Source organism: Jiangella sp. DSM 45060, assembly GCF_900105175.1.
GTDB lineage: Bacteria > Actinomycetota > Actinomycetes > Jiangellales > Jiangellaceae > Jiangella.
Genome location: NZ_LT629771.1, coordinates 6,195,757 through 6,222,268, shown reverse-complemented (window position 1 = coordinate 6,222,268; position 26,512 = coordinate 6,195,757). Strand labels below are relative to the sequence as shown.

General features: G+C 72.6%; 25 protein-coding genes and 1 tRNA gene. 24 read left to right on the top strand and 2 right to left on the bottom strand.

What is annotated here, in order from left to right:
* Nucleotides 1-276: 276 nt before the first annotated feature.
* The 17 genes from BLU82_RS28005 (at nt 277) to BLU82_RS27925 (ending at nt 18,721) form a co-directional block, all read left to right on the top strand.
* Nucleotides 277-1,218 carry an alpha/beta hydrolase gene (locus tag BLU82_RS28005; RefSeq protein WP_092624193.1) on the top strand — a complete coding sequence of 314 codons (942 nt, stop codon included), beginning with the start codon at nt 277-279 and terminating at the stop codon, nt 1,216-1,218.
* A gap of 1 nt (nt 1,219) precedes the next feature.
* Nucleotides 1,220-2,608, top strand: a complete 1,389-nt coding sequence (locus BLU82_RS28000; protein WP_069109144.1) for a dihydroorotase family protein — start codon at nt 1,220-1,222, stop codon at nt 2,606-2,608.
* A 12-nt stretch (nt 2,609-2,620) separates the two neighbouring features.
* Entirely contained in the window at nt 2,621-3,601 is a 981-nt protein-coding gene (locus BLU82_RS27995) for an LLM class flavin-dependent oxidoreductase (protein ID WP_092624192.1), read from the top strand.
* 16 nt (nt 3,602-3,617) lie between these two features.
* Entirely contained in the window at nt 3,618-4,079 is a 462-nt protein-coding gene (locus tag BLU82_RS27990; protein ID WP_074946654.1) for a CoxG family protein, read from the top strand.
* Complete coding sequence (locus BLU82_RS27985) at nt 4,076-4,879, top strand: xanthine dehydrogenase family protein subunit M (protein WP_092624191.1); 804 nt, start codon at nt 4,076-4,078, stop codon at nt 4,877-4,879. The genes BLU82_RS27990 and BLU82_RS27985 overlap by 4 nt, the downstream gene beginning before the upstream one ends.
* Nucleotides 4,876-5,379, top strand: coding sequence for a (2Fe-2S)-binding protein (locus BLU82_RS27980; protein WP_092624190.1), 504 nt, complete (start codon nt 4,876-4,878; stop codon nt 5,377-5,379). The genes BLU82_RS27985 and BLU82_RS27980 overlap by 4 nt, the downstream gene beginning before the upstream one ends.
* Nucleotides 5,372-7,663 carry a xanthine dehydrogenase family protein molybdopterin-binding subunit gene (locus BLU82_RS27975; protein ID WP_092624189.1) on the top strand — a complete coding sequence of 764 codons (2,292 nt, stop codon included), beginning with the start codon at nt 5,372-5,374 and terminating at the stop codon, nt 7,661-7,663. The genes BLU82_RS27980 and BLU82_RS27975 overlap by 8 nt, the downstream gene beginning before the upstream one ends.
* Nucleotides 7,664-7,702: 39 nt before the next feature.
* The gene (locus tag BLU82_RS27970) at nt 7,703-8,416 is read left to right on the top strand and encodes a GntR family transcriptional regulator (RefSeq protein WP_092624188.1); all 714 of its coding nucleotides are present in this window, start codon (nt 7,703-7,705) and stop codon (nt 8,414-8,416) included.
* Nucleotides 8,417-8,556: 140 nt separating this feature from the next.
* A complete protein-coding gene (locus BLU82_RS27965; RefSeq protein WP_092624187.1) occupies nt 8,557-9,342 on the top strand; it encodes an ABC transporter ATP-binding protein in 786 nt (261 codons plus the stop codon).
* Nucleotides 9,332-10,183, top strand: a complete 852-nt coding sequence (locus BLU82_RS27960; RefSeq protein ID WP_092624186.1) for an ABC transporter permease — start codon at nt 9,332-9,334, stop codon at nt 10,181-10,183. Before BLU82_RS27965 ends, BLU82_RS27960 begins: the two co-directional genes overlap by 11 nt.
* The gene (locus BLU82_RS27955; protein ID WP_092624185.1) at nt 10,183-10,974 is read left to right on the top strand and encodes an ABC transporter permease; all 792 of its coding nucleotides are present in this window, start codon (nt 10,183-10,185) and stop codon (nt 10,972-10,974) included. Before BLU82_RS27960 ends, BLU82_RS27955 begins: the two co-directional genes overlap by 1 nt.
* A 78-nt stretch (nt 10,975-11,052) precedes the next feature.
* Nucleotides 11,053-12,114 (top strand): ABC transporter substrate-binding protein, encoded by a 1,062-nt coding sequence (locus BLU82_RS27950; protein WP_157741302.1) that lies wholly within the window; start codon nt 11,053-11,055, stop codon nt 12,112-12,114.
* A gap of 29 nt (nt 12,115-12,143) precedes the next feature.
* Nucleotides 12,144-13,328 carry an MFS transporter gene (locus BLU82_RS27945; protein ID WP_157741301.1) on the top strand — a complete coding sequence of 395 codons (1,185 nt, stop codon included), beginning with the start codon at nt 12,144-12,146 and terminating at the stop codon, nt 13,326-13,328.
* Nucleotides 13,321-14,190, top strand: coding sequence for a DMT family transporter (locus tag BLU82_RS27940; protein ID WP_092624182.1), 870 nt, complete (start codon nt 13,321-13,323; stop codon nt 14,188-14,190). Before BLU82_RS27945 ends, BLU82_RS27940 begins: the two co-directional genes overlap by 8 nt.
* A 67-nt stretch (nt 14,191-14,257) precedes the next feature.
* The gene (locus BLU82_RS27935; protein ID WP_231947598.1) at nt 14,258-15,727 is read left to right on the top strand and encodes an aldehyde dehydrogenase family protein; all 1,470 of its coding nucleotides are present in this window, start codon (nt 14,258-14,260) and stop codon (nt 15,725-15,727) included.
* Between the two features lie 17 nt (nt 15,728-15,744).
* Nucleotides 15,745-17,490 carry a thiamine pyrophosphate-binding protein gene (locus tag BLU82_RS27930; RefSeq protein WP_092624181.1) on the top strand — a complete coding sequence of 582 codons (1,746 nt, stop codon included), beginning with the start codon at nt 15,745-15,747 and terminating at the stop codon, nt 17,488-17,490.
* A 10-nt stretch (nt 17,491-17,500) separates the two neighbouring features.
* Nucleotides 17,501-18,721: a serpin family protein gene (locus BLU82_RS27925; protein ID WP_092624180.1), complete on the top strand. Its 1,221-nt coding sequence runs from the start codon at nt 17,501-17,503 to the stop codon at nt 18,719-18,721.
* A gap of 2 nt (nt 18,722-18,723) precedes the next feature.
* Here BLU82_RS27925 and BLU82_RS27920 read toward each other — a convergent pair whose 3' ends face one another.
* Complete coding sequence (locus BLU82_RS27920; RefSeq protein ID WP_092624179.1) at nt 18,724-19,389, bottom strand: DedA family protein; 666 nt, start codon at nt 19,387-19,389, stop codon at nt 18,724-18,726.
* A gap of 152 nt (nt 19,390-19,541) precedes the next feature.
* Between BLU82_RS27920 and tmk the strand changes: the two genes are divergently transcribed.
* The 7 genes from tmk (at nt 19,542) to BLU82_RS27885 (ending at nt 26,025) form a co-directional block, all read left to right on the top strand.
* A complete protein-coding gene (tmk, locus tag BLU82_RS27915) occupies nt 19,542-20,168 on the top strand; it encodes a dTMP kinase (RefSeq protein WP_092624178.1) in 627 nt (208 codons plus the stop codon).
* The gene (locus BLU82_RS27910; protein WP_092624177.1) at nt 20,165-21,322 is read left to right on the top strand and encodes a DNA polymerase III subunit delta'; all 1,158 of its coding nucleotides are present in this window, start codon (nt 20,165-20,167) and stop codon (nt 21,320-21,322) included. Before tmk ends, BLU82_RS27910 begins: the two co-directional genes overlap by 4 nt.
* A gap of 4 nt (nt 21,323-21,326) precedes the next feature.
* Nucleotides 21,327-22,118: a hypothetical protein gene (locus tag BLU82_RS27905; protein WP_092624176.1), complete on the top strand. Its 792-nt coding sequence runs from the start codon at nt 21,327-21,329 to the stop codon at nt 22,116-22,118.
* 15 nt (nt 22,119-22,133) lie between these two features.
* Nucleotides 22,134-23,027, top strand: a complete 894-nt coding sequence (locus BLU82_RS27900) for a regulatory iron-sulfur-containing complex subunit RicT (RefSeq protein ID WP_083288200.1) — start codon at nt 22,134-22,136, stop codon at nt 23,025-23,027.
* Nucleotides 23,024-24,622 carry an alpha/beta hydrolase gene (locus BLU82_RS27895; protein ID WP_092624175.1) on the top strand — a complete coding sequence of 533 codons (1,599 nt, stop codon included), beginning with the start codon at nt 23,024-23,026 and terminating at the stop codon, nt 24,620-24,622. The genes BLU82_RS27900 and BLU82_RS27895 overlap by 4 nt, the downstream gene beginning before the upstream one ends.
* A 30-nt stretch (nt 24,623-24,652) precedes the next feature.
* Nucleotides 24,653-25,882, top strand: coding sequence for an Ig-like domain-containing protein (locus BLU82_RS27890; protein WP_092624174.1), 1,230 nt, complete (start codon nt 24,653-24,655; stop codon nt 25,880-25,882).
* Between the two features lie 67 nt (nt 25,883-25,949).
* Nucleotides 25,950-26,025, top strand: a tRNA-Thr gene (locus BLU82_RS27885).
* A 6-nt stretch (nt 26,026-26,031) separates the two neighbouring features.
* Here the strand turns inward: BLU82_RS27885 and BLU82_RS27880 are convergent.
* Nucleotides 26,032-26,454, bottom strand: coding sequence for a helix-turn-helix domain-containing protein (locus tag BLU82_RS27880; RefSeq protein WP_092624173.1), 423 nt, complete (start codon nt 26,452-26,454; stop codon nt 26,032-26,034).
* Nucleotides 26,455-26,512 lie beyond the last annotated feature (58 nt).

Here is a 26,512-nt window from a genome sequence, read left to right as displayed (position 1 = left end):
GTCACCCGCCTGGGCCGGCCGCCGCTGCCTCGGCTGCCGCCGCCACGGCATCCGCCTGGGCCGCCGCCGGGGCCGCCGCCGGTCACCCGCCCGGGCCGGCCGCCGCGACCGCCGTCCCCTCACCCCGCCCGCCCGGCCGACCACCACTCCGACCCCGTCGCGGCAGCCCGGCGACCGTTGGATACAACATAAGATAGCCGCCAACGTGCTCCGGCATCTTGCCCGCCAAGGCCCTGGACTTTAGACTCTGTATCAATTATCCAAAATGGAGGTTCGATGCGGAGCGAAGACGTCGTCTTCTATAGCGAGGGCAGCCGGATCTCGGCGTCCTGGCGCACGCCGGATCGGTCCGACGGGCCGCTGCGGGCCATCGTGCAGGGGCCGGGCTGGCTGGGCCTGAAGGACGCGAAGCTGTACGTCCGGTACCACGAGGCGCTCACCGCCGCGGGTTTCGGCGTGCTGATCCTCGACTACCGGGGCTTCGGCGACTCCGAGGGCGAGAAGAAGCTCTCGCCGGCCGTCCAGCTGCAGGACCTGCGCAACGCCGTCACCTACCTGACCACGCGCGACGACGTCGACGCCGACCGGATCGGCGTGTTCGGCTCCGGCGGCACCGGCGGCGGCAACGCCGTCCTGCTGGCCGCCGTCGACGACCGCGTGCGGGCCGCCGTCAGCCAGCTCCCCGTCGCGAACGGACGCGACTGGCTGCACCGCATGCGCTCGGAGTACGAGTGGCTCGACTTCCTCAAGGGCCTCGACGACGACCGCCGCGAGCGGGTCACCACGGGCAAGGGCCGGCTGGTCCACCCGCGCGAGGAGATCATGGTCCCGACGCCGGAGCGGCGCGCCACGACGGTGAAGGCCGACGTCGACAGCCGCATCCCGACGGCGGTCTCGCTGGCCGCGGCCGACGAGATCCTCGAGTACGACCCGCTGAGCGCCGCTCGGACGCTGACGACGCCGCTGCTGGTCATCGGCATCGAGGGCGACGCCACCACGCCGACCGACCACGCCGTCGCGATCTACGAGGCCGCCAAGGGCCCGCGCAGCCTGGTCATGCAGCGCCACACCACGCACTACGCCGCCTACGACAAGTACTGGGAGAAGGTCACCCCGGCGATCGTGGGCTGGTTCGACACCTACCTGACCAACGGCGACGTCGTCATCACCACGCAGGACGGCCGGGCCGAATCGGTGACGTATCTGGAGGGGCAGTGACATGGCAGTGACCACCCGGATCAGCGGAGGCGACGTCGTCACTCCGGACGGCACGGTCCGCGCCGACATCCTGATCGGCGACGACGGCACCATCGCGGGGCTGGTCTCGCCCGGCACCGCCATCGGCGACGACGCGACCGTCGTCGACGCCACCGGCCGGCTGGTGCTGCCCGGCATGGTCGACGTCCACGTGCACACCCGCGAGCCCGGGTACACGCACAAGGAAGACATCATCACCACCACCGAGCAGGCGGCGGTGGGCGGCGTCACGACGATCTTCGGCATGCCGAACCTCGACCCGCCGACGACCGACCGCAAGACGCTCGACGAGGTCATGGCGCTGTACGCGGAGAAGTCGATCGTCGACTACAACCACAACCCGGCGCCGACGAACTTCGACGACATCGCGTCGATGGCCGAGGCCGGCATCAACGCGTACAAGATCTACATGGTCGTCGACACCGGCCGCACCTACCCGCACCCGGCCGGCACCGGCATGCACGACCACGGCCACCTGCTGCAGATGATGGACCGCATCAAGCCCACCGGGAAGCGATTCATCATCCACCCGCACGACCAGGCGCTGATGGACTACATCGAGGGCGAGGTGCTGGCCCGCGGCGACAACACCCCGCAGGGCTACGCCAGCGCCTACGCCGCCCGCGACGGCGTCATCTGGGACACCGCCATCGACGTCGTGCTGCGGCTGTCCGAGGCGTCGGGCTGCCCCATCCACATCGCGCACATGCAGACCCGCCGGTCCATCGACGCGGTGCGCCGGGCCAAGGCCCGCGGCGTCGACGTCACCGGCGAGGTGAACCACTGGGCGCTGTTCCTGTCCACGTGGAGCGACGTCGAGACGCAGGGCCCGTACGTGCTGTCGTACTGGGTGCCCGACGACCACCGGGCGGCCGTGTGGGAGGGGCTGCTCGACGGCACCATCGACATGATCTCCTCCGACCACGCGCCGCACACGCGCGAGGAGAAGGAGGTCGGCTGGACGAAGATGTGGAGCGCCCACACCGGCACCCCCGGCATCCAGTACTACTACCCGCTGCTGCTCGACGCGGTCCGCCTGGGCAAGCTCCCGCTCGAGCGCGCCGTCGAGGCCGCCGCCCGCCGACCGGCCGACGCGTTCGGCCTCACGGGCCGCAAGGGCCGCATCGCCGTCGGCTACGACGCCGACCTGGTGGTCGCGAACCTCGACAGCCCGTGGACCATCACCAACGACGACGTCCTCTCCCGCATCGGCTGGACGCCGTACGACGGCCGCAGCCTCGGCGTCCGGTTCGAGCGCACGCTCGTCCGCGGCACGGACGTGTTCGCCGACGGCGCCGTCGTCGGGAAGCCCGGCCACGGCCGGCTCGCCACCGCCCACCCCTCCGCCTGAAGGACGTTGACGATGAAGTATGGACTTCTGCTGCCCCACTTCGGTGAGCAGGCCGACCGCGACAAGCTGCTGCGCGGCTCGCAGCGGGCCGAGGAGCTCGGCTTCGACTCCGTGTGGGTGCGCGACCACCTGGTCTTCGAGCCGCACGGCGAGATGGAGAAGCCGAACCGGACGTTCTACGACGCGCTGACCACGCTCACCGCCATCGGCGCGGTCACCGAGCGGATCCAGCTGGGCACCGGCTCGCTGATCCCGTTCCGGCACCCGCTGGTCACGGCGCTCATGGCCGGCACCATGTCGCACCTGCTGGGCGCCGACCGGCTGATCCTCGGGTTCGGGGCCGGCACGTTCGACCACGAGTTCGAGGCGATCGGCTGGGGCGACCGCGACCGCGTCGAGCTGGTCCGCTCCAACGCGGAGATCCTCAAGCGGGTCTTCACCGAGAACGAGGTCACCTACAAGGACGACAACTTCTCGTTCGAGGACATCACCATCGAGCCGAAGCCGCTGGGCGGGCGCATCCCGTTCTGGTACTGCGGCGCCACGCCGCGCTCGGCCCGCCTCGCGGTGGAGTTCTGCGACGGCTGGATGCCCGGCCGCATCGCGATGGCCACGCTGAAGAAGCGGGTCGAGACGATCGAGGAGCTGTCGGCCGCGGCCGGCAAGCCGCGCCCCACGATCGCCGTCATCCCGCCGACCTCGATCGAGCGCACCCGCGAGGAGGCGCTCCAGCACGTCAACATCCCCGGCCTGCTGGCCTGGGCGAACAAGTCCAAGTGGGCGGTCAAGCCGCCGTCGGGCACGTTCGAGACGGTCGACGATCTCGAGGGCCAGCTGATCGCGGGCGACGTCGACGGCGCCGTCGAGGAATGCCGTAAGTTCGAGGCAGCCGGCGTCGAGCACCTGGTCTTCGACTTCCGCTTCAAGTTCGACAAGTGGTTCGACCAGATCGAGCTGCTCGGCAACGAGGTCCTGCCCAAGCTCAAGGGCTGACGAGAAGGGGGCCCGCATGCCTCGAAGTGAGTTCGGCCGGGAGCTGACGGTGTCCGCGGCGCCGGCGCAGGCGTGGGCGACGCTGATCGACGTGCCCGTGCTGGTGTCGTGGATCAGCGTGCTCGAGCAGGCCGAGGAGCACGAGCACCTGGCCAGGTACTCGGCGGTGCTGCTGGACCGCCTCGGCCCGTTCAAGCTGCGCGCCGACCTCGCCATCACGCTCAGCGACGTCCGCACCGAGGAGCACGTCACGGTGCACGCCGAGGGCGAGGACCGCCAGGTCGGCTCCCGGCTCGTCGTCGACGCGACGCTCGACCTCGCACCGTCCGGCGACGGCGGCACCACGGTGCGCGTGGCCGGCGTCTACGAGGTCAGCGGCAAGGTCGCGGCCATGGGCGGCGGGACCATCAACAAGAAGGCCGAGAAGATCATCGGCGAGTTCTTCGCCAACGCCGAGAAGGTGCTGGGCGCCGTATGACGCTGCCGCCGTTCGCGTTGCGGCGTCCCGCGACGCTCGACGAGGCGCTGCGCGAGCTGTCCGAGGACTCGGTGCCGTACTGCGGCGGCACCGAGCTCCTGCTCGCCATGCGGGCCGGCCTGCACCGGCCCGACGCGCTGGTCGACCTCAAGCGGGTGCCCGAGCTGTCCGGTGTCCGCGTCGACGACGACGTGCTGGTCGTCGGCGCGACCGAGCGGCACGCCGACCTCGCCGCGCACCCCGTCATCCAGCAGCGGCTGCCGGTCTTCGCCCGCATGGAGAAGCACATCGGCAACGCCCGGGTGCGCAGCCAGGGCTCCATCGGCGGCAACCTCTGCTTCGCCGAGCCGAAGTCCGACGTCGCGACGGTGCTCATGGCGCTGAGCGCCACGGTCACGCTGGCCGCGCCCGCCGGCCGGCGCACCGTCACGGTCGAGGAGTTCGTGGCCGGTCCGTACTACGCGGAGAAGGAGCCCGACGAGCTGCTGGTCGACGTGCGCATCCCGCTGCGCGACGGCCTGCGCGGCGCGTACGTGAAGTTCCAGACCATGGAGCGGCCGACGGTCGGGGTCGCGGTGCTGGCCGACGACGCCGCCGGGTGGTACCGGCTGGGCGTCGGCGCGGTCGGCGAGGTGCCGATGGCATGGTCGTTCGGGTCGCTCGGCGAGATCGACCCCGACGCCGTTGCGGGCTGGATCGACCCCACGCCGGACCTCTCCGGGTCCGAGGAGTACAAGCGGCACGTCACCGCGGTCTACGTGCGGCGTGCCCTGGCCAAGCTGGAGCAGGTGAGCGCATGACCGAGCCTTCTGGGCCGCCCAGCGTCCCGGTGACCGTCGACGTCAACGGCGTCAGCGTCAGCCGGCAGATTGAACCGCGGTCGCTGCTGGCCGACTTCCTGCGCGAGGATCTCGGCCTGACCGGGACGAAGGTGAGCTGCGAGCTGCAGGTGTGCGGTGTGTGCACCGTGCTGGTCGACGGCCGGCCGGTCAGCTCGTGCACGTTCCTCACCGCCGACGCCGACGGCGCCGCCGTCACCACGGTCGAAGGGCTGTCCGACGGGCAGACGCTGCACCCGCTGCAGGAGTCGTTCGTCGACAACTTCGCGCTGCAGTGCGGGTTCTGCACGCCCGGGTTCCTGATGATGTCGAAGGCGCTGCTCGACGGCGACGACGTGCCCGACCGCGCGGCCATCGTCGAGCACCTCGAGGGCAACATCTGCCGGTGCACCGGCTACGAGCCGATCGTCGAGGCGGTCGAGCAGGTCGCCGAGCAGCTGCGGGGAGGCGCGCATGGGTGAGACCGTCGTCGGGCGGTCGGTGCGCCGGCCCGACCTCCTCGAGAAGGTCACCGGCGCGGCGGAGTACTGCGTCGACGTGACGATGCCCGGCATGGCGCACGCGAAGGTCGTCCGCTCCGACCGCGCGCACGCCCGCATCACCGGCATCGACGTCGCGGCGGCGCTAAAGAGCCCCGGCGTCGTCGCCGTGGTGACGGCCGACGACCTCTCGGCGCTGTTCGCGCGGTTCGGCCACATCATCTCCGACCACTGGATCCTGGCCACCGGGAAGGTGCGCTACTACGGCGAGCCGGTCGCCGTCGTCGTCGCCGAGACCGTCGCGGCCGCCGCCGACGCCGTCGAACTGGTCCGGGTGTCCTACGAGGACCTGCCGTCCGTCATGGACGTCGACGCCGCGCTGGCCGAGGGCGCGCCGCTGGTGCACGAGCGGTCCTACGACGCCACCGGCGACGAGTCGTTCAAGAACCTCTCGCACGTCGATGAAGAGGCCGACGACTCCGAACCAGCACTGTCGAACCTCGCCCACGAGGTGAGCATCGGCTGGGGCGACGTCGACGCCGCGTTCGCCGAGGCCGCCGTCGTCGTCGAGAACACCGTGCACTTCCCGATGCTCTACGCGTACGCCATGGAGCCGTACAACGCGGTGGCGTCGTACCACGAGGGCGCGCTGACCGTCGTCTCCACGGCGCAGCACCCATACATGGTCCGCGACGACCTGGCGCGCGTCTTCGACCTGCCGCTGTCGCGTGTGCGGGTCACGTCGCCGTACCTCGGCGGCGGCTACGGGTCGAAGTCGTACACCAAGGTCGAGCCGCTGGCGTCGGTGGCGTCGTGGGCCACCGGCCGGCCGGTGAAGCTGACGCTGAGCGTCGAGGAGGCCATCTACACCACCCGCGTCGACTCCGCGCGTGTCCGGGTGAAGAGCGGGTTCGCCGCCGACGGCACCATCCTGGCGCGCGAGTTCGACATCGTCATGGACTCCGGCGCGTACGCCGACAACGGCCCGCTGGTCATGGCGAAGTCGGTGAACCGCTGCTTCGGCCCGTACCGCATACCGAACCTGCGCGTCCGCGGCCGCTCCGTCTACACGAACACGTCGCCGGCGTCGTCGTACCGCGGGTTCGGGGCGCCGCAGGGCAACCTCGCCGGCGAGACCAACCTCGACCAGGCGGCCGAGCGGCTGGGCATCTCCGGCGCGGACATCCGCCGGCGCAACCTCGCGCGCAAGGGCGAGACGATCCTGCCCGGCAAGCGCGGCATCGACGCCGACATCCCGGCCGACCTCGAGATGGTGGTCGAGTCGCTGGAGCGCGACCGCAAGGACGTCGCGCACTACGGCATCGGCTTCGGCTGCTCCGTGTCCGACGCCGGCGCCTACCCGATCTCGACCGCCCAGGTCCGCATCCAGACCGACGGCTCCGTGCTGGTGCTCAGCGGGTCGACGGAGATGGGACAGGGCAGCCGCTCGCTGCTCGCGCAGGTCGCCGCCGAGGAGCTGGGCGTCGACCTCGCCGTCGTCACCGTGGTCCAGTCCGACACCTCCGTGACGCCGTACGAGCGGACCACCGGCGCCAGCCGCACCACCACGCTGGTCGGCCTCGCGCTGCAACGCGCCTGCGCCGACGCGCGCTCACGGCTGCGCGACATGGCCGCCGAGCTGTTCTCATGCGCACCCGAGGACGTCAGCGACCTCCCCGGCGCGGTGGCCGGCCCGGACGGGCGCGAGCTCGACTTCGGCGCCGTCGTGCGGCAGTGGTTCGGCGGGTCGGCCGGCGAGGTCACCGGCGTCGGGTTGCTGCGCCGCGACGGCGCGACCCAGCAGATGCCGCCGTTCTGGGAGGTCGGCATGGTCGGCGTCGCGGTGGAGATCGACCCCGAGACCGGCGTCGTGGCCGTCGACCAGCTGGTCACCGTCGCCGACGTCGGCTTCGCCATCAACCCGCGCGCCGTCGAGGGGCAGGACCTCGGCGCCGCCACCCAGGGCCTGGGCATCGCGCTGCACGAGGAGCTCGTCTACGACGGCGCGCAGCTCGCCAACGCCAACGTCGTCGACTATCGCGTGCCCCGGGTGCAGGATCTTCCACGCAAGATCGATCTGATGATTGCCGAGCGCCGCGATGGTGTGGGACCGTATGGCGCCAAAGGCGCGGGGGAGGGCACGCTCAACCCGATCGGCGGGGCGGTGGCGGCGGCCGTGGCCCGGGCGACGGGTCGCTGGCCCGACCGGCTCCCGCTCACTCCCGAGCGCGTCTGGCGCCTGATCAATGGACGTAGCCAGTCATGACTGTATTCTTGATAACCCCTTCAGAGCAGAGGAACGTGCATGGGTAGGACGAGCGCGCGCAATGGCGGGACGGCCCCGGCCGACGACGAGACGCTCGACGTCATCGCCAAGTCCGTGCGCGGCACGTTCATGACCGTCGAGGAGATGACCCAGGCGTTCATCCGCGAGGCCATCCTGCAGGGCGCCTTCCCACCCGGCCACCGCCTCAACCTCGACGCCATCGCATCGCATCTCGGCGTGAGCCGCATGCCCGTGCGGGCCAGCCTCCGGCAGCTCGAGGGTGAGGGCCTGGTGCGCATCCACACCCACCGCGGCGTCACCGTGTCGGTGCTCAGCCCGTCCGAGATCGCCGAGATCTACGAGCTGCGCATCCTGCTCGAGGGGCACCTGATCGAGCTGTCGATCCCCAACCTCACGCCTGAGGTGCTCGACGACCTCAAGCGGCTCGCGGTCCAGCTCGACGACACCACCGACCTCGCCACCGGGCTGGAACTGCGCAAGGAGTTCTACGAGCGGCTCTACGCGCTGGCCGACCGGCCTCGCACGCTCGCCTCGGCGAAGAACCTGCGCGACTCCGTGGGCCGGTACCTCCTGCTGCGCCGCGTCCCCGAGCGCGGCGGGCACCCCGGCCTCATCGCCCACCTGGAAGCCGGCGACACCGAGAAGGCCAAGGCATGGCTGGCCACGCACCTCGGCCGGGTCTCCGTCGAGCTGCAGGCACTGGTCGAACAAGAGGAATCCGAGACCGTCTGACCGGGCGCCCGCGGGCGCCCGTGTTTCGATCGGATCTCAGCCGCCGAAATCTCGTTCCCCGCTGTTGACGCGTTCGCGCACCGCACCTAGTGTATCCAAAATCATGTAGACGAATGTCCCATCATGAACGGACGGATCTGATGAGCGTCCTCACCATCGAGAACGTGTCCAAGACCTTCACGACCAAGCGCGGCCGTGTCGTCCAGGAGACACACGCCCTTGCGGACGTCAGCCTGTCCGTCGACGAAGGCGAGTTCTGCGTCATCATCGGCGCCAGCGGGTGTGGCAAGTCCACCCTGCTGCGCATGATCGACGGCCTGACCGCGCCGTCGTCGGGCCAGATCCTGCTGAAGGGCCGCCCGATCACCGGCCCCGGACCCGACCGCGGCGTCGTCTTCCAGCACGCACACCTGCTGCCCTGGCGGACCGTCCGCAAGAACGTGGAGTTCGGGCTGGAGTGTCTGGGCGTCGGCCAGCGGGAGCGCCGCGAGCGGGCCGCCACCTACATCGACATGGTCGGCCTGTCCGGGTTCGAGGACCACTACCCGGCCCAGCTCTCCGGCGGCATGCAGCAGCGGGTCGGCCTGGCCCGCGCGTTCGCCGTCGAGCCGGAGATGCTGCTGCTGGATGAGCCGTTCGGCGCCCTCGACGCGCAGACCAAGATCGTCATGCAGGGCGAGCTGGAGCGGATCTGGGAGGTTCGCCGCAGCACCGCGCTGCTCATCACGCACGACATCGAGGAGGCGCTGTTCCTCGCCGACCGCATCATCGTGATGAGCAACCGGCCCGGGCGGGTGGCCCAGATCGTCGACGTGCCGTTCGCCCGGCCGCGCCGCGACGACCTGCGCAGCGACCCCGAGTTCGCGAAGATGAAGTTCCAGCTCTGGGACGCCCTCAAGTCGGGGACGGCTGGCCGTGCGGCCTGAGCCGGCGGCGCCGGTCGCCGAGGCCCCCGCCACCCCCGTCCCCGCCGCGCCGGCCGCGCGCGACCGCCTGCCGCTGTACCAGCGGGTGTGGTTCCAGCGGACCGTCACCTGGGGCCTGCTGCTCGTCGCGTGGGAGCTGTTCGCGCGGCGGGTCGGGCCGTTCTTCTTCCCCAGCCTCAGCGACGTCGCTGACGGCTTCCGGACCATCGTCGGCGACGGCTCGCTCGGCCTGGTCGCCGAGAGCTTCACCCAGATGCTGGTCGGCTTCGGCATCGCCGTGCTCATCGGGGTGCCGGTCGGCCTGCTGATGGGCACGTTCCGCCCGGTCGAGTTCCTGCTCGGGCCGTACGTGAACGCCCTGTTCGTGACGTCGCTGGCGGCGATGCTGCCGTTCATCATCCTGGTGTTCGGCACCGGCTTCGAGTTCCGGGTCGCCGTCGTGGCGCTGTTCGCGATCTTCTACGTCACCATCAACCCCGCGAACGGCGTCCGGTCCATCGACCCGGCCGTGCTGGAGATGGCGCGGTCGTTCAACATCGGGCCGGTCAAGCGGTTCGTCTCGATCACGCTGCCGGGGACGCTGCCGTTCATCATCGCCGGCCTGCGACTCGGCCTCGGCCAGGCCGTCCAGGGCATGATCATCGCCGAGCTGTGGGTGACCATCGGCACGGGCCGGAAGCTCACCACGCTCGGCCTCGACCGCAACCTGGGCGAGTTCTTCGCCCTCGCCGCGGTGATCGTCCTGGTCGGCACCGCACTCACTCAATCGCTCATGCTCGCCCAGCGGCGGTTCACCCCGTGGTCCGGCGACGTGGCGTCCAGCGTCAGGGGGGCGAACTGATGGCGTCGACGACGAAACCGGCGGCCGCCCGCATCGACCCGACCGGGCCGATCCTGATGTGGACGCTGCGGATCACCTCGGTGATCGCGCTGCTCGCCGCCTGGGAGTGGTACGGCCGCAAGCCCGAGTCCTTCACCATCGCGCCGGTCACCGAGGTCGCCACCGCCATGTGGGACGGCTTCGCCAGCGGCGACTTCGGCCGGGCGCTCGCCGGCACGATGCTCACCATGGTGGTCGGCTACGTCATCGCCGCCGTCATCGGCGTCGGCGTGGGCCTGTGGATCGGCGTGTCCCGCTACGCCCAGAACACCATCGAGCCGCTGGTGCACGCCGGCTACGCGACGCCGGTGTCGCTGCTCATCCCGATCCTCGGCATCTACACCGGCCTGGAACTGCGCGGCCGGATCATCCTCGTGGTGCTGTGGTGCGTCTTCGAGATCCTGGTCAACACCTCGACCGGGATCAAGGAGGTTCCGCCGGCGCTGATCGACGTCGGCAAGTCGTTCAACGCCTCCAAGCTCGACCTCTACCGCAAGGTCGTGCTGCCCGCGGCGAGGCCGTACATCTTCCTCGGCCTCAAGATCGGCGTCGGCCGCGCGATCCGCGGCGCGGTGACGGCCGAACTGCTGCTGTCCGCGGCGAACCTGGGCCGCGTCCTGCTCGGTGCCCAGTCCACGTTCGACATCCCGACACTTCTCGCCGGCATCGTCCTGACGATGCTGCTCGGCCTCGTGCTCATGCGTCTCGCGTCGTTCGTGGAGGGCAAGAGCCTGGCCTACCGGACCGCGTGACCCCACGTCGCGCTGTCACGATCTCGCGGTTCTCCGACGTCCCGGCCCTGTTGCCGGTCTGTTCATCCGGAGGTTCTCATGGCACGTCAGACAGCGATCCGAGCCGCCGTGCCAGCCGTCGCGCTGGTACTTGTCGCCGCCGCGTGCGGTGGCGGTGACGACGATGCGTCCACCAGCGGCGGTGACGGCGCCGGCACCATCAGAGTGGCGAACACGTCGCCGACCCAGCCCGGCTTCGTCCCGGCCAAGTTCGGCGTCATCACCTATGGCGAGGACTTCGGCCTCGACATGACCATCGACAACTTCACGACGTTCGACTCCCACGCGGTGGCGACGCAGACCGTGCTGTCCGGCCGCGCCGACGTGGTGGCCGGGTCCCTGGTCTCCAACCTGCTGCTCAACGAGCAGGGCCAGGACTTCAAGCTGTTCTGCCCGTACATCGCGCAGGACGACTTCGTCATCGCCGGCGCGAACGGGATCTCCACCGTGGAGGACCTGTTCGACCCGAACACCCGGGTCGCGCTGGACAGCCCCGGCGGCGCCGGCGACGTCATCCTCAACGCCATGCTGCAGGCGCTCGGCCAGGAGCAGACCGCCGCCGACATCCCCGGCATCCAGATCCTGGAGTCGTCGGGCCTGCGCACCACCGCGTTCGCCTCGGGCGACGTCGACGCGACGGTGATCCACGACTACCAGTACTACGACGCGGCCGAGCAGGCCACCGACCCGGTGATCATCGCCAGCCTGTTCGAGGAGGTGCCGGACTTCGTCAAGGAGGCGCACGCGGCGCCGGCGGCGTGGCTGGAGGAGAACGCCGAGCTGGCCGCCAACTACTGCGCGGCGGTCCTCATGGGCATGCGGGAGCTGTCGGCCGACTACGACGCGTTCGTCGGCGCGGTCGAGGAGTTCGCCGACGTCGAGGAGATGCCCGACGACGAGACGCTGCGCGCGCTGCACACCAGCGCGGTCGACTACGGGTTCTGGCCCGGTGAGGACGGGGGGCTCAGCGAGGAGAGCGTCACGTTCATGGCCGAGGTGGGCGTGAAGTCCGGCCTTCTGGAGGAGGTGCCGGAGTACGAGGACGTCGTCGCGGTCGACGTCCTGGAGCGTGCCCTCGAGTTGGTCGAGGAGCAGTCCTGACCCACCCGGGGCCGGGCCGGTCCCGGCCGGTGGTGGCGGTCGCGTGCGTAGCCGCCGCGGTCGCCACCACCGGCGTCCAGGGGCTGGCGCCGATGCTGCCGGCGATGCAGGAGGCGCTGTCGCTCGACGACGCCGAGGTGGCGCTGTTCACCACCGCCTACCTGCTGCCGGGCGTCGTCCTCGGTGTTCCCGCCGGCCTGCTCGCCGAGCGGTTCGGGCGGCGGGCCGTGCTCTGTCTCTCCCTGGCGGTCTTCGCGGTGGCCGGCCTGGCGCCGCTGCTGGCGCCGTCGTTCGTCCCGATCCTGGTGTCGCGCGCGGTGCAGGGCGCGGCGTTCGGCGCGATCCTCGCGCTGACGATCACCCTCATCGGCGACGTACTCACCGGGCCGGCGCAGGCCGCCGCGCAGGGCCGGCGGATCGTGGCCATGACCGTCGGCGAGGCGGTGCTGCCGGCCGTGGCCGGACTCCTCGTGGCGGTGGCGTGGTACGCGCCGTTCGCGCTGTCGGTGCTGGCGGTGCCGGTGGCGCTGTGGGGCTGGTTCGTCCTGCCGCCTCCGTCGCGGTCCGTCGTGGACCGGCCGGACGCGGGGGAGCGGGCCGCCCGCCCGCCGTCGACCCTGCGCCAGGTCGGGCACAGCCTCCGCGACGGCGGCATCGTCGGCCTGCAGGTGCTGGCGTTCCTCCGGTTCTTCTTCAAGTTCGCGCTGCTGACGTACTTCCCGCTGCTGGCGGTCCGGGAGGCCGGGCTGTCGGTGGCCGCCACGGGCATCGTGCTCGGCGCCGCGAGCGTGCTCGGCGCGGTGACGGCCGCGGCGTCGGGCCGGTTGCTGCGCCGGTTCCGGGCCGCGACGGTCGTGGCGACGTCGATCGTGGTCACGGTGGCGGCCTTCGTGGTGCTCGGCCTCGTACCCCAGCCGGTCGCGGTGGTGGCGAGCCTGCTGGCCTTCGGCGCGGCCGACGGCTGTTACGCCGTCGCGCAGAACGTGCTGGTCACCGAGGCGGCGCCGCCGGGTGCGCGGGCCGCCTTCGTGTCGCTGACCGGTGCGGTGCGCAACCTCGGCAAGCTGGCGGCGCCGGTCGCCTGCGGCGCGCTCGCGGTCCTGCTGCCGCTGCCGTCGGTGTTCCTCGTGATGGCCGCGGCGGGCGCCGCGCTGGCGTTCGTCCTCGTGCCGGTGTCCCGGCTGGAGACGTCGTTGCGGCGCTCCCATGGGTGACCTGCTGGCGGTGCTGGCGCTGCTGTTGTTCGCCGGCAACGCCTTCGTCGTGCGGGCCGCCGCCGCGCACATGGGACAGCGGACCGGCTTCCTCGTGGCGCTGGTGGCGAACGTCGTGGTCGGCGCGGTCCTGGTGGTCGGGCACCTGGCGGTGCGCGCCGAACCGCTGCGGGTCGACCCGTTCGCGCTAGGGATGTTCGCCGTCTCCGGGATCTTCGCCAGCTATCTCGGCCGCCGCGGGTACTTCCGCACCGTCGAGACGATCGGGCCGTCGCGGGCCAGCACCATCCAGAACAGCAGCCCGGCGTTCGCGCTGGTGCTCGGCTGGCTGCTGCTCGGCGAGCGGCTCGGGCCGGTCGAGCTGGCCTGCATGGGCGGCGTCATGCTCGGCCTCTACCTCGCCAGCGGCCGGCTGGCCGGCGGCGTCGTGCCGTGGCGGGAGATCGGCGTGGGGCTGTTCTCGGCGGCGGCGTACGCGGTGGGGAACATCATCCGCGGCGACGCACTGGACCGCTGGTCCGAGCCGCTGCTCGGCGCGCTGGCCGGCGCCGTCGCCGCGACCGTGGTCTACGCGGCGCTGCATCGCCCGGCCTGGTCGGCCGTGGCCGGGCCGCGACGGCCGCGCCGCGGCCTGGCGCTGTGGCTGCTCAGCGGCGCGCTCACGATCGGCGGGCAGGCCTCGGTGATCGCGTCGACGGCGTACCTCCCGGTGTCGGTGGCGGTCGCGATCTCCGCCGCCACGCCGATGGTGGTGATCCCGGTCAGCGTGCTGCTGTTCGCCAACCGGGAGCGGGTCCGTCCCCGCACGGCCGTCGGCGCCGTCCTCATCGCCGGAGGCGTGGCCGGGCTGCTGCTGGTGTGACACCCCTTCCACAGGCGAAGTAGACACTGTATTTTGAATCTAATTCGAGCGATCAGGGAGGCTGCGAGTGAGTCAGGCAGACGGACAGGTGCTCGACGACCCCTCCGCGCACGACTGGCGGCTGCTGAGCGGCGGCCGGTTGACGCCGGCGGCCGGCGACGCGCGGTACGACGTCGAGAACCCCGCGACGGGCGGGCCGCTCGCCCGGGTGCCCGACGCCGGTGCGGCCGACGTCGCGGCCACGGTCCAGGCCGCCGACGACGCCGCGGCCGGCTGGGCCGGCACCGACGTGCGCGAGCGGGCCGCCGTCGTCCGGCGGCTGGCCGACGTCCTCGACCAGCACGTCGAGGAGATCGCCCGGCTCGACTCCCTCGACGGCGGCTTCCCGCTGTGGATGATGCGCAAGGACATCGGCACCGCCGGCGACCGCATGCGGATGTTCGCCGACTGGGCGCTGCACCTGCGCGGTGAGACGATCCCGTCCAGCACCGGCAACGTCCACTTCACCGAGCGGGTGCCGTTCGGCGTGGTCGCGCGGATCATCGCCTACAACCACCCCGGCATGTTCGGCGCCTCCAAGATCGCCGCGCCGCTGGTGGCCGGCAACACCGTCGTGCTCAAGCCGTCCGACCTCACGCCGCTGTCCGCGCTGCGGCTGGGCGAGCTGTGGGCCGAGCACGTCCCCGCCGGCGTGTTCTCCGTCGTCAGCGGCAGCGGCGTCGAGACCGGCGACGCGCTGGTGCGCCATCCGGCCGTGCGGCGCATCGCCTTCACCGGGAGTCCGCAGACCGGCCGGGCCATCCAGCGGGCCGCGGCCGAGTCGGGCGTCAAGGACGTCTCGCTGGAGCTCGGCGGCAAGAACGCCCTCGTCGTCTTCCCCGACGCCGACCTCGACGCCGTCGTCGAGGGCGCCGTCAAGGGCATGAACTTCGCCTTCGCCGGCCAGTCCTGCGGTTCCACGTCGCGCGTCCTGGTGCACGCCGACCTCGCCGCGGACCTCGTCGACAGGCTGCGCCAGCGGCTGGAGAAGGTCGTCGTGGGCGCCCCGTTCGACGACGGCGTCACCATGGGCCCGCTCATCTCGGCCGCCCACCGCGACCGCGTCGCCGCGCACGTGCGGACGGCGCTCGACGAGGGCGCCCGGCTGGTGTGCGGCGGCGACGCCCCTGCCGGCGGCGGCCACTATTACCCCGCGACGCTGCTCGACGGCGTCGAGCCGGGCATGCGGGTGGCCGGCACCGAGATCTTCGGGCCGGTGATCTCCGTCCTGACGTTCCGCACCGAGCAGGAGGCCGTCGACGTCGCCAACGGCGTCGACTTCGGCCTGACCGCCAGCGTGTACACGCGCGACTTCGACCGCGCCCACCGGATGGCCCGTGCGATGCGGGCCGGCTACGTGTGGGTCAACGACACCTCCACCCACTTCATCGGCATGCCGTTCGGCGGGGTCAAGGAGTCCGGCGTCGGGCGCGAGGAGTCGATGGAGGAACTGCTCGGCTACACCCAGGTCAAGACCTACAACCTCGTGCTTCGCTGACCGGTCCGGGAGGGATCATGCAGTCTCGGCCGGAGTACGGCTCTGACGTCATCGTCGACCTGCTCGACGAGCTGGGCATCGAGTTCGTGGCCTGCAATCCGGGCGCCACCTTCCGTGGCATCCACGACTCGCTGGTCAACTACCGGGCCGGCGTCCCGGAGATCATCGAGTGCACGCACGAGGAGATCTCGGTCGCCATCGCGCACGGCTACGCGAAGGCGGCCGGTCGGCCGATGGCCGCCGCCGTCCACGACGTCGTCGGCCTGCAGCACGCCACCATGGCCATCTACAACGCGTGGTGCGACCGCGCGCCCGTGCTGGTGCTCGGCGGCACGGGACCGGTCGACGCCGCACGGCGGCGGCCGTGGATCGACTGGATCCACACGGCGAACGTCCAGGCCACCCAGGTGCGCGACTACACCCGCTGGGACGACCAGCCAGCCTCGATCGAGGCGGTGCCCGAGTCGCTGGTGCGCGCCTACCAGCTGGCCACCGGGGCGCCGCCCGGGCCGGTGTACGTCTGCTTCGACTCCGACGTGCAGGAGCAGCGGCTGCCGGACGGGTTCGCGTACCGGCCGGTCGCCGACTACGCCGCGCCGGGCCTCGTCGCGCCCGACCCCGCCGCCGTCGAGCAACTGGCGCGCTGGCTGCTGGAGGCCGAGGCGCCGGTCATCGCGGTCGAGACGGTGGACCGGTCGCAGCCGGCGCTCGACGCGCTGGTCGAGGTGGCCGAGCTGACCGGCGCGGCCGTGCTGGAGCCGTCGCGCGACTACGGCCGGCCCGCGCTCGGCTTCCCGTCGGCGCACCCGCACAACGCCACCGGGCTGGCCGCGCAGCTGCCCGAGGCCGACGTCGTCGTGGCCCTGGAGGTGCGCGACCTCGCCGCCCTGCACGGGTTCCGGGCGCGTCCCGACGCCACCGTCGCGCTCGCCGGCACCGCGCAGTTCGGCGCCAAGGCGTGGGCGGCGGACCTGCAACGACTTCAGCACTGCCGGCTGGCGCTGCCCGCGTCGTCGTCGGCCACGGCGCTGGCGCTTCGCTCCGCGGTGCGCGCGCTGGTCGAGCGGGAGCCCGAGCTGGCGGCCGCGGCACGCGACCGCGCCAAGCGGCTGGCCGAGCTGACCGGGGCGGCGCGGGAGCGGTGGGCCGCGTTCGCCGCCGCCCAGGACGGCCCGGGCCCGGTGCACCCGGCGTGGCTGGCGCGCGAGCTGCTGCGCGCCACGGCCGGCACGGACCCCGTCATCGCGAACGGGAGCGCGTACGGCTACCTGCACCGGCTCTGGGACCTGAACACCGTCGACGACTACCTCGGCAGCTCCGGCGGCGCCGGGCTGGGCTACGGCATCGGCGCGGCCATCGGCGCCGGCCTGGCGCACCGCGACACCGGCCGGCTGGTCGTCGACGTCCAGTCCGACGGCGACTTCATGATGACGCCGGGCGCGCTGTGGACCGCCGCGCACCACCGGGTCCCGATGCTCGTCGTCATGGACAACAACCGGGCGTTCAACAACTCGGTGATGCACGCCGACCGCATCGCCCGCGACCGGAACCGCGACCCGTCCAAGGCCGGCGTCGGCACGGCCATCGACGAGCCGGCCATCGACTTCGCCGACATGGCGCGGTCGATGGGGGTGACGGCGTTCGGCCCGGTCCGGACGGCGGCGGAGCTGCCGGAGGTGCTCGACGCCGCGGTCGCGACCGTCGTGGAGCAGCGGGTCCCGGTGCTCGTCGACGTCCTCACCAAGGTGCCGGAGCCCGGCTAGGCTCGGTGGCATGAGCCTGCACGCCACCGAGGTCAACCACCTCACCGCCGCCTGGTTGCGGCGCACCCAGGGCGCCGGCGTCCTGTCCGGCGCCGGGCTGTGGCCGCTGCTCGCCGTCCTCGCGGCGTCGGCCGACGAGCCCGGGCGGGCGGAGCTGGCTGACGCGGTGGGGCTGTCCGCCGACGAGTCCATGGACGCCGCGCGCGACGTGCTGAAGGCGCTGGCCGACCTCGACGGCGTCGACGCCGCCCTCGGACTGTGGGCGCAGCAGGCGGCACGGGTCCGCCCGGAGTGGCGCGACACCCTGCCGTCCGGCACGTTCGGCGAGCTGACCGGCGAGGCCGGCGTCGACCAACCGGTCCTCGACGCGTGGGCGAGCGAGCGCACCCACGGGCTCATCGAGCGGTTCCCCGTCCAGGCCGGGCCGGAGCTCATGCTGACCCTCGCCACGGCGCTCGCGCTGCGCACCACCTGGCAGCGCAAGTTCTCCGACGAGTCGTGGCAGGTGTCCGAGGGCGCCTGGGCCGGCCGCCGGCTGGCCGGGCTCGCGCGCACCACGCCCGACGCCGACGACGTGCGCGTCGCCGACTCCGCGGCCGGCCCGCTGACGCTCACCCGGGTGGCCGGCGACAACGGCCTCGACGTCCACCTGGTGCTCGGCGAGGACGGCCGGGCCTCCGGCGACGTGCTCGCGGCCGCGGTCGCGCTGCTGGCCGGCGATGCCGCGGTGACCGGCGGCGCGGCGCTGCTCGAGTCGGGCGACGTCGAGCGCTGGCCCGGGGTGTCGACGGTGTCCGCGCAGCGTCCCGGCCTCGTGCTCAAGACCGCCCGGTTCACCGTCCGCTCACTGCACGACCTGCTCGAACAGGCCGACGTGTTCGGGCTGCGCGCGGTCAGCTCCGGCGACCGCGACCACTTCCCGGCCATCGGGCCGGTGCCGCTGCGCGTCGACCAAGCCCGCCAGGCCGCCGTCGCGATCTTCAGCGCCACCGGCTTCGAGGCGGCCGCCGTCACCGCCATCGGGCTGCGCGCGGTGTCCATGCCGGTGCACCGGGCCCAGGCGCTGGCCGTCAGCTACGACCGTCCGTTCGGCTTCCTCGCCGTGCACCGCGAGAGCGGGCTGGTGCTCTTCGCCGGCTGGGTCGACGCGCCGGAGGACTGGTCGGACGCGCCGAAGGCCGAGCGGCCCCGCGCCATGCGCGACCGCCTGCCGCCGCCGTCAGCGCGGTGAGCTCACGCCACCAGCTCGGGGGTCCGTGACGGCGACGGCTCGTCGCACTCGGTGGCCTCGGCGGCGCGGGCCCGCTCGCTCATGCGGCGGCGGGTGCGGACGATGGTGTGCGCGGCGCCGGCCCACACGCCCACCAGCACACCGACCGCTGCGCCGATGGCCACCTGCAGCCACAGCGGCGCGTCGGTGACGGAGCCGGTGACGTAGCCGAGCCCGACCGCCCAGCTGGACCACAGCAGTCCCGCGGCGAACGCGATGACGCCGAACCGCCGCGGTCCCATGCCGGCCACGCCCGCCGCCGCCGACATCGTCGTGCGGCCGAGCGGGATGAACCGGGCCGCGATGATGGCCGCCGCGCTGGTCGATCCCATGCGCTCATGGGCCTGGGCGATCTTCGCCTTGAGCCGCCGGCCGGCGCCGAACCGTTCCAGCACACCGGGCAGCGCGCGCCGGCTCATGCCGTGCACCGCGAGGTCGCCCGTCAGCGCGCCGAGCGTGGCGGCGGCGATGGCCCAGCCGACGTTCAGGTGACCGGCCGCGGCGAGCGCGCCGGCGGAGATGACCGCGACCTCACCCGGCACGGCCGGCACGACCGCGTCGACCGCCACGAGCGCCGCCATGACGAGGTAGGCGAGCGCGGGTACGGCCACGAACGACAGCAGGTCCATGGACTCCACACTGGGTTCCTACCGGTGCCGGGGCAACGGTTGAGAACCGAACTCAGGGAGTTCTCAGGGTCCGGGTCAGGGACGGTGGTGGGGGTATCCCCAGTCTCGGGGCGTCCGCCCGCGTTGTCGGTGCCATTCACTAGGCTGACGGCGTGACCGGACCGCGAGGGCTGTTCGTCGCCTTCGAGGGCGGCGACGGCGTCGGCAAGACCACCCAGCAGGCGCTGCTGGCAGACCATCTGCGCGCGCAGGGCCGCGACGTCGTCGTCACCCGCGAGCCCGGCGACTCCCGCATCGGTCCGCAGGTGCGCGCCATCGTGCTCGACGGCGGTGAGCTCGACCCACGGGCCGAGGCGCTGCTGTTCGCGGCCGACCGCGCCGACCACGTCGCGCACGTCGTGCGGCCGGCGCTCGAGCGCGGCGCCGTCGTGCTGGTCGACCGCTACGTCGACTCCTCCATCACGTACCAGGGCGAGGGCCGCGGGCTGGGCCGCGAGCAGATCGCCGCCATCTCCCGGTTCGCCACGCAGGGCCTGCTGCCCCACCTCACCGTCGTCCTCGACCTCGACGAAGCCGCGCGGGCCGAGCGGGTGCGCCGGCAGGGCTACGTCGACCGCATCGAGCGCGAGCCCGACCACGTGCACGAGCGGGTCCGCCGGGCGTTCCTCGAGCTGGCCGCCGCCGAGCCGCACCGCTACGTCGTCGTCGACGCCGGCCGGGCGCCCGACGAGGTCGCCGTCGATGTCGCCATCGCGGTCGAGAAGGTGATGCGCGCGTGACCGTCTGGGACTCCGTCGTCGGGCAGACCGTGGTGCCCGCCCTGCAGCGCACCGTCGCCGACGCCGCCGGCTACCTCGAGGGCGGGCGGCGCGGCGCCATGACGCACGCCTGGCTGTTCACCGGCCCGCCCGGGTCCGGCCGCTCGGTCGTCGCGCGGGCGTTCGCGGCCGCGCTGCAGTGCCCCAACGGCGGCTGCGGCCAGTGCTCCGAGTGCGCCGACGTGCGCGCCGGCACCCATCCCGACGTCGCGTCGCTGGTCACCCAGGGCCTGAACATCCGCATCGCCCAGGTCCGCGACCTCGTGCCGCGCGCGGCGCTGCGCCCGGCCCGCGGCCGCTGGCAGGTCGTCGTCGTCGAAGACGCCGACCGCCTCGGCGAGGACGCCGCCGACGCGCTGCTGCTGTCGGTCGAGGAGCCGCCCGAGCGCACCGTGTGGATGCTGTGCGCGCCCACGGCCGAAGACATCGTGCCGACCATCCGGTCGCGCTGCCGGGTCGTGCTGCTGCGCACCCCGCCGTACGCCGACGTCGCCCAGCACCTCGTCGCCACCGCGGGCGTCGAGCAGGAGCTGGCCGAGTTCGCCGCCCGCGCCTCGCAGGGCCACGTCGGCCGGGCCCGCGCGCTGGCCACCGACGCCGAGGTCCGTGCCCGCCGCGCCGAGGTGCTGCGGCTGCCGTTCGACCTCGCCGACATCCGCCAGTGCCTCGACGCCGCCGCCAACCTCGTCGCGGCAGCGAAGGCCGACGCCGAGAAGCACTGCGACGCCCTCGACGAACGCGAGGTCGAAGAGCTGCGCAAGGCGCTCGGCGCCGGCACCACCGGCCGCAAGCCGCGCAACATCGAGGCCGCGGTGAAAGACCTCGAGCGCGAGCAGAAGCTGCGCCGCACCCGGGTCCAGCGCGACTCCATCGACCGCGCCCTGGTCGACGTCCTCGCGCTCTACCGCGACGTCATGATGCTGCAGCTGGGTGTGCGCACCGAACTGGTCAACGAGGAGATGCGCCCGTCCATCGACCGCCTGGCCCGCTCCGGCGGCGCGTCGGCCACGCTGCGCCGCATGGAGGCGGTCGTCGCGGCACGCGAGGCGCTGCAGGCCAATGCGCTGCCGCTGCTGCAGCTCGAGGCAATGGCACTGGCCCTGCGGGAAGGCTGAGCCGATGACGACCGACGCCGCGGGCCCCTGGGAGATCGTCGACGCGCTCACGTCGTGGGCGCGGCGCACGCCGTGGTGCGACTGGGTCGAGCTGGCCGGGTCGCTCGGCCGCGGCGCGGGCGACCCGCTGTCCGACGTCGACGCCGGGCTCGGCGTGCTCCTCGACGGCGCCACGTACGACGACCGCCGCGACGCCGCGCTGGCCGCGGCCCGCGGGTACGCCGTCGTCGCCGACGAGCTCATCCAGCACCTCGGCAGTCCGGAGCGGCCGGCCGACCACCTCGTCCTCCAGTACGCCGACGGCCGGCAGCTCAGCCTCGTCGTCATGGCCGCCGACAGCCGCCCCGGGCTGGCGGCGGGGTCGCAGGCGGTGTTCGACCGGTCCGGCCGGCTGGCCGCGCCGTTCACCCCGCCCGCCCTGCACGCCGGCGACGAACAGCGCCGCGAGTGGGCGTTCCTCGGCTGGTGGGGGCTGGCCGACGTCGCCAAGCACGCCGGCCGCGGCCGGGTCTGGCGGGCCATCGAGTCGCTGCACGAGGTGCGCACGTACGTCTGGCGGCTGCACGCCGCCGAGCTGGGCGTCGACTACCCGGGGTTCGGCGCGGTGAGCGTCCAGAACGCCGATCTCCCCGATCCGGCCGGGCTGGCCGCCACGCTGCCGTCTGCCGCCGAACCCGCCGCCGTCCTCGCGGCGGCCCGGGCGCTGGGCCGCGTGCTCGAGCCGCTGGCCGCGCCGCACGCCGTCGACGGCGTGCGGGCCGAGGCGCTGCGCCGCCTCGGGGCCGCGACACCGTAGGGTGGACGCGTGGGCATGGTGATGGCAGTGGCCTTCACCCGGTACGGGAGGCTCTACTACCTCGATCCGGGTGAGCACACCCCGCGCGTCGGCGACAAGGTCCTCGTCCCCACCGACGACGGACCCGAGGTCGCCGAGTGCGTGTGGGCGCCGCAGTGGGTCAGCGACGACATCGGCGGCCTGCCCGTGTGCGAGGGCCCGGCCACCGAGAAGCACCTGCAGCGCGAAGAGCGCAACCGGCGCCGCCGGGCCGAGATCCGCGTCGCCGCCCGCCGGCTGATCAAGCACCATGAGCTGCCGATGAAGATCGTCGGCGTCGACTACGTCGACACCCGCCCCGACGTCGACCAGCTGGTCACCATCTACTTCAGCGCGCCGCACCGGGTCGACTTCCGCGAACTGGTCCGCGACCTCGCCCGCACCCTGCGGGCCCGCATCGACCTGCGTCAGCTCGGCGCCCGCGACGAAGCCCGCGTGCAGGGCGGCATCGGGCCGTGCGGCCGCGACACCTGCTGCTCGACGTTCCTCACCGACTTCGAGCCGGTCAGCGTCCGCATGGCCAAGGACCAGGACCTCCCGCTGAACCCGTTGAAGATCTCCGGGGCGTGCGGCCGGCTGATGTGCTGCCTGAAGTACGAGCACCCGCTCTACCAGGACTTCAAACGCAGCGTGCCGACGGTCGGCTGCGACGTCACCACCGACGACGGCGTCGAGGGCACCGTCGTCGCGTACAACGTGCCGTCCGAGACGGTCTACGTCCGCGACCGCGAGACCGGCCGGCGGGTCGCCTGCCCGAAGGCCAGCGTGTGCGGGTCGCGGCAGGCCTACGAGGGCGCGGTCGCCCAGGGCGCCCGCCGCACCCCCGACATCGAGGACGACGCGTACGAGGACGACGGAGAGAACCTGTGACACTGCGTGCCCTGGCCGCACTGGCGTTCGTCGCCGTCGTGGCCGCCGCGGGCTGCTCGGCCGAACCGGAGGAGCGCGACGGCCGCCCGGCGGACGTGCCGGACCGGTCGACGCCGGCGGCCGACGCCACCGAGGGGGTCGACCCCGCGCTGGCGCCGTTCTACACGCAGGAGCTCGAGTGGCGCGACTGCGGCGAGGGCCACCAGTGCTCCACCGCGACCGTCCCGATCGACTACGCCGACCCCGGCGGCGACACCATCGAGCTGGCGCTGCTGCGGGCGCCGGCCACGGGCGACGACCGCCTCGGCTCGCTGCTGGTCAACCCGGGCGGGCCGGGCGCGTCCGGCGTCGAGTACGCGCAGCTGGCCGGGTCCGTCGTCACCGAGCAGGTGCGCGAGCGCTACGACATCGTCGGCTTCGACCCGCGCGGCGTCGCCGGCTCCAGCCCCGTCGACTGCGTCGACGACGCCGAGCTCGACGACTACCTCGCCGCCGACCCGACCCCTGACGACGACGCCGAGATCGCCGACATGGAAGAGTCGGTCCGCGACCTCGCCGCGGGCTGCCAGGCCCGCTCCGGCGACCTGGTCCCGCACATCGGCACCGCCGACGTCGCCCGCGACCTCGACGTCCTGCGCGCGGCGCTGGGCGACGAGAAGCTGAACTACCTGGGCAAGTCGTACGGGACGTTCATCGGCGCCCTCTACGCCGATCAGTTCCCCGACCGCGTCGGCCGGCTGGTCCTCGACGGCGCCATCGACCCCACGCTCACCGGCGACGACCTCGGCCTCGGCCAGGCGCGCGGCTTCGAGCGGGCGCTGTCAACGTTCCTCACCTGGTGCTTCGCGCAGGACAACTGCGCGGTCGGCTCGTCCGAGGACGAAGCCCGCGCCACGCTGGCGGGGCTGCTGCGTCAGGCCGACGAAGAGCCGCTGGCCACCGACGACGACAACCGGCCGTTGACCGAGTCGATGGCGTTCTACGGGATCATCCTGCCGCTGTACCTCACCGCCGACGAAGGCTACGAGCCGCTGAACGAGGCGCTCGACCTCGCGCTGACCGAGGACGACGGCACGCTGCTCATGACGTTCGCCGACCTCTACCTCGAGCGCAACACCGACGGCACGTACAACGGCAACGCCAACGAGGTCATCAGCCTGGTGAACTGCAAGGACCACCCCGAGTCGGCCACCGCCGACGAGGCGAAGGCGGGGCTGGCCGAGTTCACCGCCGCGTCCGAGGTGTTCGGCCCGTTCCTCGCCTGGGGTGGGCTGGGCTGCTCCGCGCTCGCCGAAGGCCTCGACGACGCCGACGTCGATCCCACCGCCTCGCCCACGGGCGACCCGGCGCCGCACCCGCCGGTCACCGCGCCGGGCGCCGACCCGATCCTCGTCGTCGGCACCACCGGCGACCCCGCCACGCCGTACGAGTGGGCGCAGGCGCTGGCCGAACAGCTGTCGTCGGGCACCCTGCTCACCTACGACTCCACCGTGCACACCGCCTACCTCGCCGGCAGCGACTGCATCGACGCCGCCGTCGACACCTACCTGCTGGACGGCACGGTGCCCGACGACGGCACCAGCTGCGCTTCGTGAATCCGGGCGGAGTATGCGGATAATGGAACGATGCGCCTGCGTCCGACGCTCCACCGGGTCGCGCTCGTCCTGAGCGCGGCGGTGCTGCTGACCGCGTGCAGCGGCTCCGACGACTCCGGTTCCGGCGGCCCCACCGCCCAGCCGGAGGGTCCGAAGGCGCAGCGGGTCCCGTTGCACCTCGACGGCATCACCGACGAGGTGGCGTTCGGCACGCCGCTGCAGCTCAGCGTCCCCAACGGCCGCATCGACTCCGTCGAGGTGGCGCCCGAGGGCGGCGAACCTGTCGACGGCCAGGTCGGCGACGACGGCAGCAGCTGGGCCAGCGCGGCGCCGCTCGAGCCCGGCGCCTCGTACGCCGTCACGGTGGTGGCGTCCGACCGCCTCGGCATGGAGCACACGCTCACCGACGCCTTCGCCGTCGGCGCCGTGCCCGACGGCGACCGCCTCACGCTGAGCATGCAGCCCGCCGACGGCTCCGTCGTCGGCGTGGGCGCGCCCGTCACCATCCGGTTCGACCAAGAGGTCACCGAGCGCGAGAACGTCGAGCAGGCCCTGCATATCGCGTCGAACCCGCAGGTCGAGGGGTCGTGGCACTGGGTGAGCTCGCAGGAGGTGCACTTCCGGCCCAAGGAGTACTGGCCGTCCGGCACCCAGGTGCGCGTCGACCTCGACCTCAACGGCGTCCAGGCCGGCGACGAGCTCTGGGGCGGGCGTGCCTACGACCTCGACTTCACCGTCGGCAAGTCCCAGGTCGCCGCCGTCGACGCCGCCACCCACTCCGTCACCTACAGCGTCGACGGCGCCGCCGTCGCCACCTGGGACACCAGCCTCGGCGCACCCGAGTTCGCCACCCGCAACGGCACCTACATCGTGCTGGAGAAGTTCGAGACGCGGCAGATGACGTCGTGCAACGCGAACATCACCTGCGATCCCGCCGACCCGAACTACTACGACCTCGAGGTGCCCAACTCCGTCCGCCTCACCTGGAGCGGCACGTTCGTCCACTCGGCGTCGTGGTCCGAGGGCTCGCAGGGCTCCGAGAACGTGTCGCACGGCTGCATCAACCTCAGCGCGGCCAACGGCGCCACGTTCTTCCAGCTCGCGCAGTACGGCGACATCGTCACCGTCGCCAACTCCACCCGCGGCCCGGAAGACCTCCTCGAGCGCGGCGACCCCGGCATGGCCGACTGGAACCTCGGCTGGGACCAGTACGTGGCCGGATCGGCCGGCGGCGCGCCCATCACCACCGACGCGCTCTGAGCCCGATTGGGTGCCAGGGCGGTCGACGCCCTATACTCGTGCACCGTGCCCGGTTCGCCGGGCACGCGCCGCCTTAGCTCAGTCGGTAGAGCGATTCACTCGTAATGAATAGGTCGTCGGTTCGATTCCGACAGGCGGCTCCACCCCCCTCATTCCGCCCGGTCAGGCCCCGCGTCCGCGGCCAGCCGGGCGCGTGCGATCTCGTCGCGGTGCCGCACGGCCCAGTCGGCGACCGCGGAGAGCTGGACGAGCAGCGACTCACCCAGAGGGGTGAGGCTGTACTCCACCGCGGGCGGGACGGTCGGGAACACCTCACGATGCACCAGGCCGTCGTCCTCCAGGGCGCGCAGGGTCCGGGTCAGCATGCGCTGGCTGATGCCCTGGATGCCGCGGTGCAATTCGTTGAACCGGTAGGGGCGGCGGCCGAGCAGGACGACGACCAGCACGGTCCACTTGTCGCCGACACGGCGCAGCACGTCGGTGACGGGGCACTGCTCGTACTCGTCCGCCGGCACCGGGGTGGGGAGCGGCGCGGCGACCACCGAGGGCACATCGGTGTGCGTATCGGACATCGAAGTGCCTTCTTCCGTGGGCGGCTGTGGTTACCGATGATGCTGGTACTTACTGTTT

Excerpts from the sequence above, each read along its gene's own strand:
- BLU82_RS28005 (WP_092624193.1), top strand. The coding sequence starts at position 277 with ATGCGGAGCGAAGACGTCGTCTTCTATAGCGAGGGCAGCCGGATCTCG.
- BLU82_RS28000 (WP_069109144.1), top strand. The coding sequence starts at position 1,220 with ATGGCAGTGACCACCCGGATCAGCGGAGGCGACGTCGTCACTCCGGAC.
- BLU82_RS27995 (WP_092624192.1), top strand. The coding sequence starts at position 2,621 with ATGAAGTATGGACTTCTGCTGCCCCACTTCGGTGAGCAGGCCGACCGC.
- BLU82_RS27990 (WP_074946654.1), top strand. The coding sequence starts at position 3,618 with ATGCCTCGAAGTGAGTTCGGCCGGGAGCTGACGGTGTCCGCGGCGCCG.
- BLU82_RS27985 (WP_092624191.1), top strand. The coding sequence starts at position 4,076 with ATGACGCTGCCGCCGTTCGCGTTGCGGCGTCCCGCGACGCTCGACGAG.
- BLU82_RS27980 (WP_092624190.1), top strand. The coding sequence starts at position 4,876 with ATGACCGAGCCTTCTGGGCCGCCCAGCGTCCCGGTGACCGTCGACGTC.
- BLU82_RS27975 (WP_092624189.1), top strand. The coding sequence starts at position 5,372 with ATGGGTGAGACCGTCGTCGGGCGGTCGGTGCGCCGGCCCGACCTCCTC.
- BLU82_RS27970 (WP_092624188.1), top strand. The coding sequence starts at position 7,703 with ATGGGTAGGACGAGCGCGCGCAATGGCGGGACGGCCCCGGCCGACGAC.
- BLU82_RS27965 (WP_092624187.1), top strand. The coding sequence starts at position 8,557 with ATGAGCGTCCTCACCATCGAGAACGTGTCCAAGACCTTCACGACCAAG.
- BLU82_RS27955 (WP_092624185.1), top strand. The coding sequence starts at position 10,183 with ATGGCGTCGACGACGAAACCGGCGGCCGCCCGCATCGACCCGACCGGG.
- BLU82_RS27950 (WP_157741302.1), top strand. The coding sequence starts at position 11,053 with ATGGCACGTCAGACAGCGATCCGAGCCGCCGTGCCAGCCGTCGCGCTG.
- BLU82_RS27940 (WP_092624182.1), top strand. The coding sequence starts at position 13,321 with ATGGGTGACCTGCTGGCGGTGCTGGCGCTGCTGTTGTTCGCCGGCAAC.
- BLU82_RS27930 (WP_092624181.1), top strand. The coding sequence starts at position 15,745 with ATGCAGTCTCGGCCGGAGTACGGCTCTGACGTCATCGTCGACCTGCTC.
- BLU82_RS27925 (WP_092624180.1), top strand. The coding sequence starts at position 17,501 with ATGAGCCTGCACGCCACCGAGGTCAACCACCTCACCGCCGCCTGGTTG.
- BLU82_RS27920 (WP_092624179.1), bottom strand. The coding sequence starts at position 19,389 with ATGGACCTGCTGTCGTTCGTGGCCGTACCCGCGCTCGCCTACCTCGTC.
- BLU82_RS27905 (WP_092624176.1), top strand. The coding sequence starts at position 21,327 with ATGACGACCGACGCCGCGGGCCCCTGGGAGATCGTCGACGCGCTCACG.
- BLU82_RS27900 (WP_083288200.1), top strand. The coding sequence starts at position 22,134 with ATGGTGATGGCAGTGGCCTTCACCCGGTACGGGAGGCTCTACTACCTC.
- BLU82_RS27890 (WP_092624174.1), top strand. The coding sequence starts at position 24,653 with ATGCGCCTGCGTCCGACGCTCCACCGGGTCGCGCTCGTCCTGAGCGCG.
- BLU82_RS27880 (WP_092624173.1), bottom strand. The coding sequence starts at position 26,454 with ATGTCCGATACGCACACCGATGTGCCCTCGGTGGTCGCCGCGCCGCTC.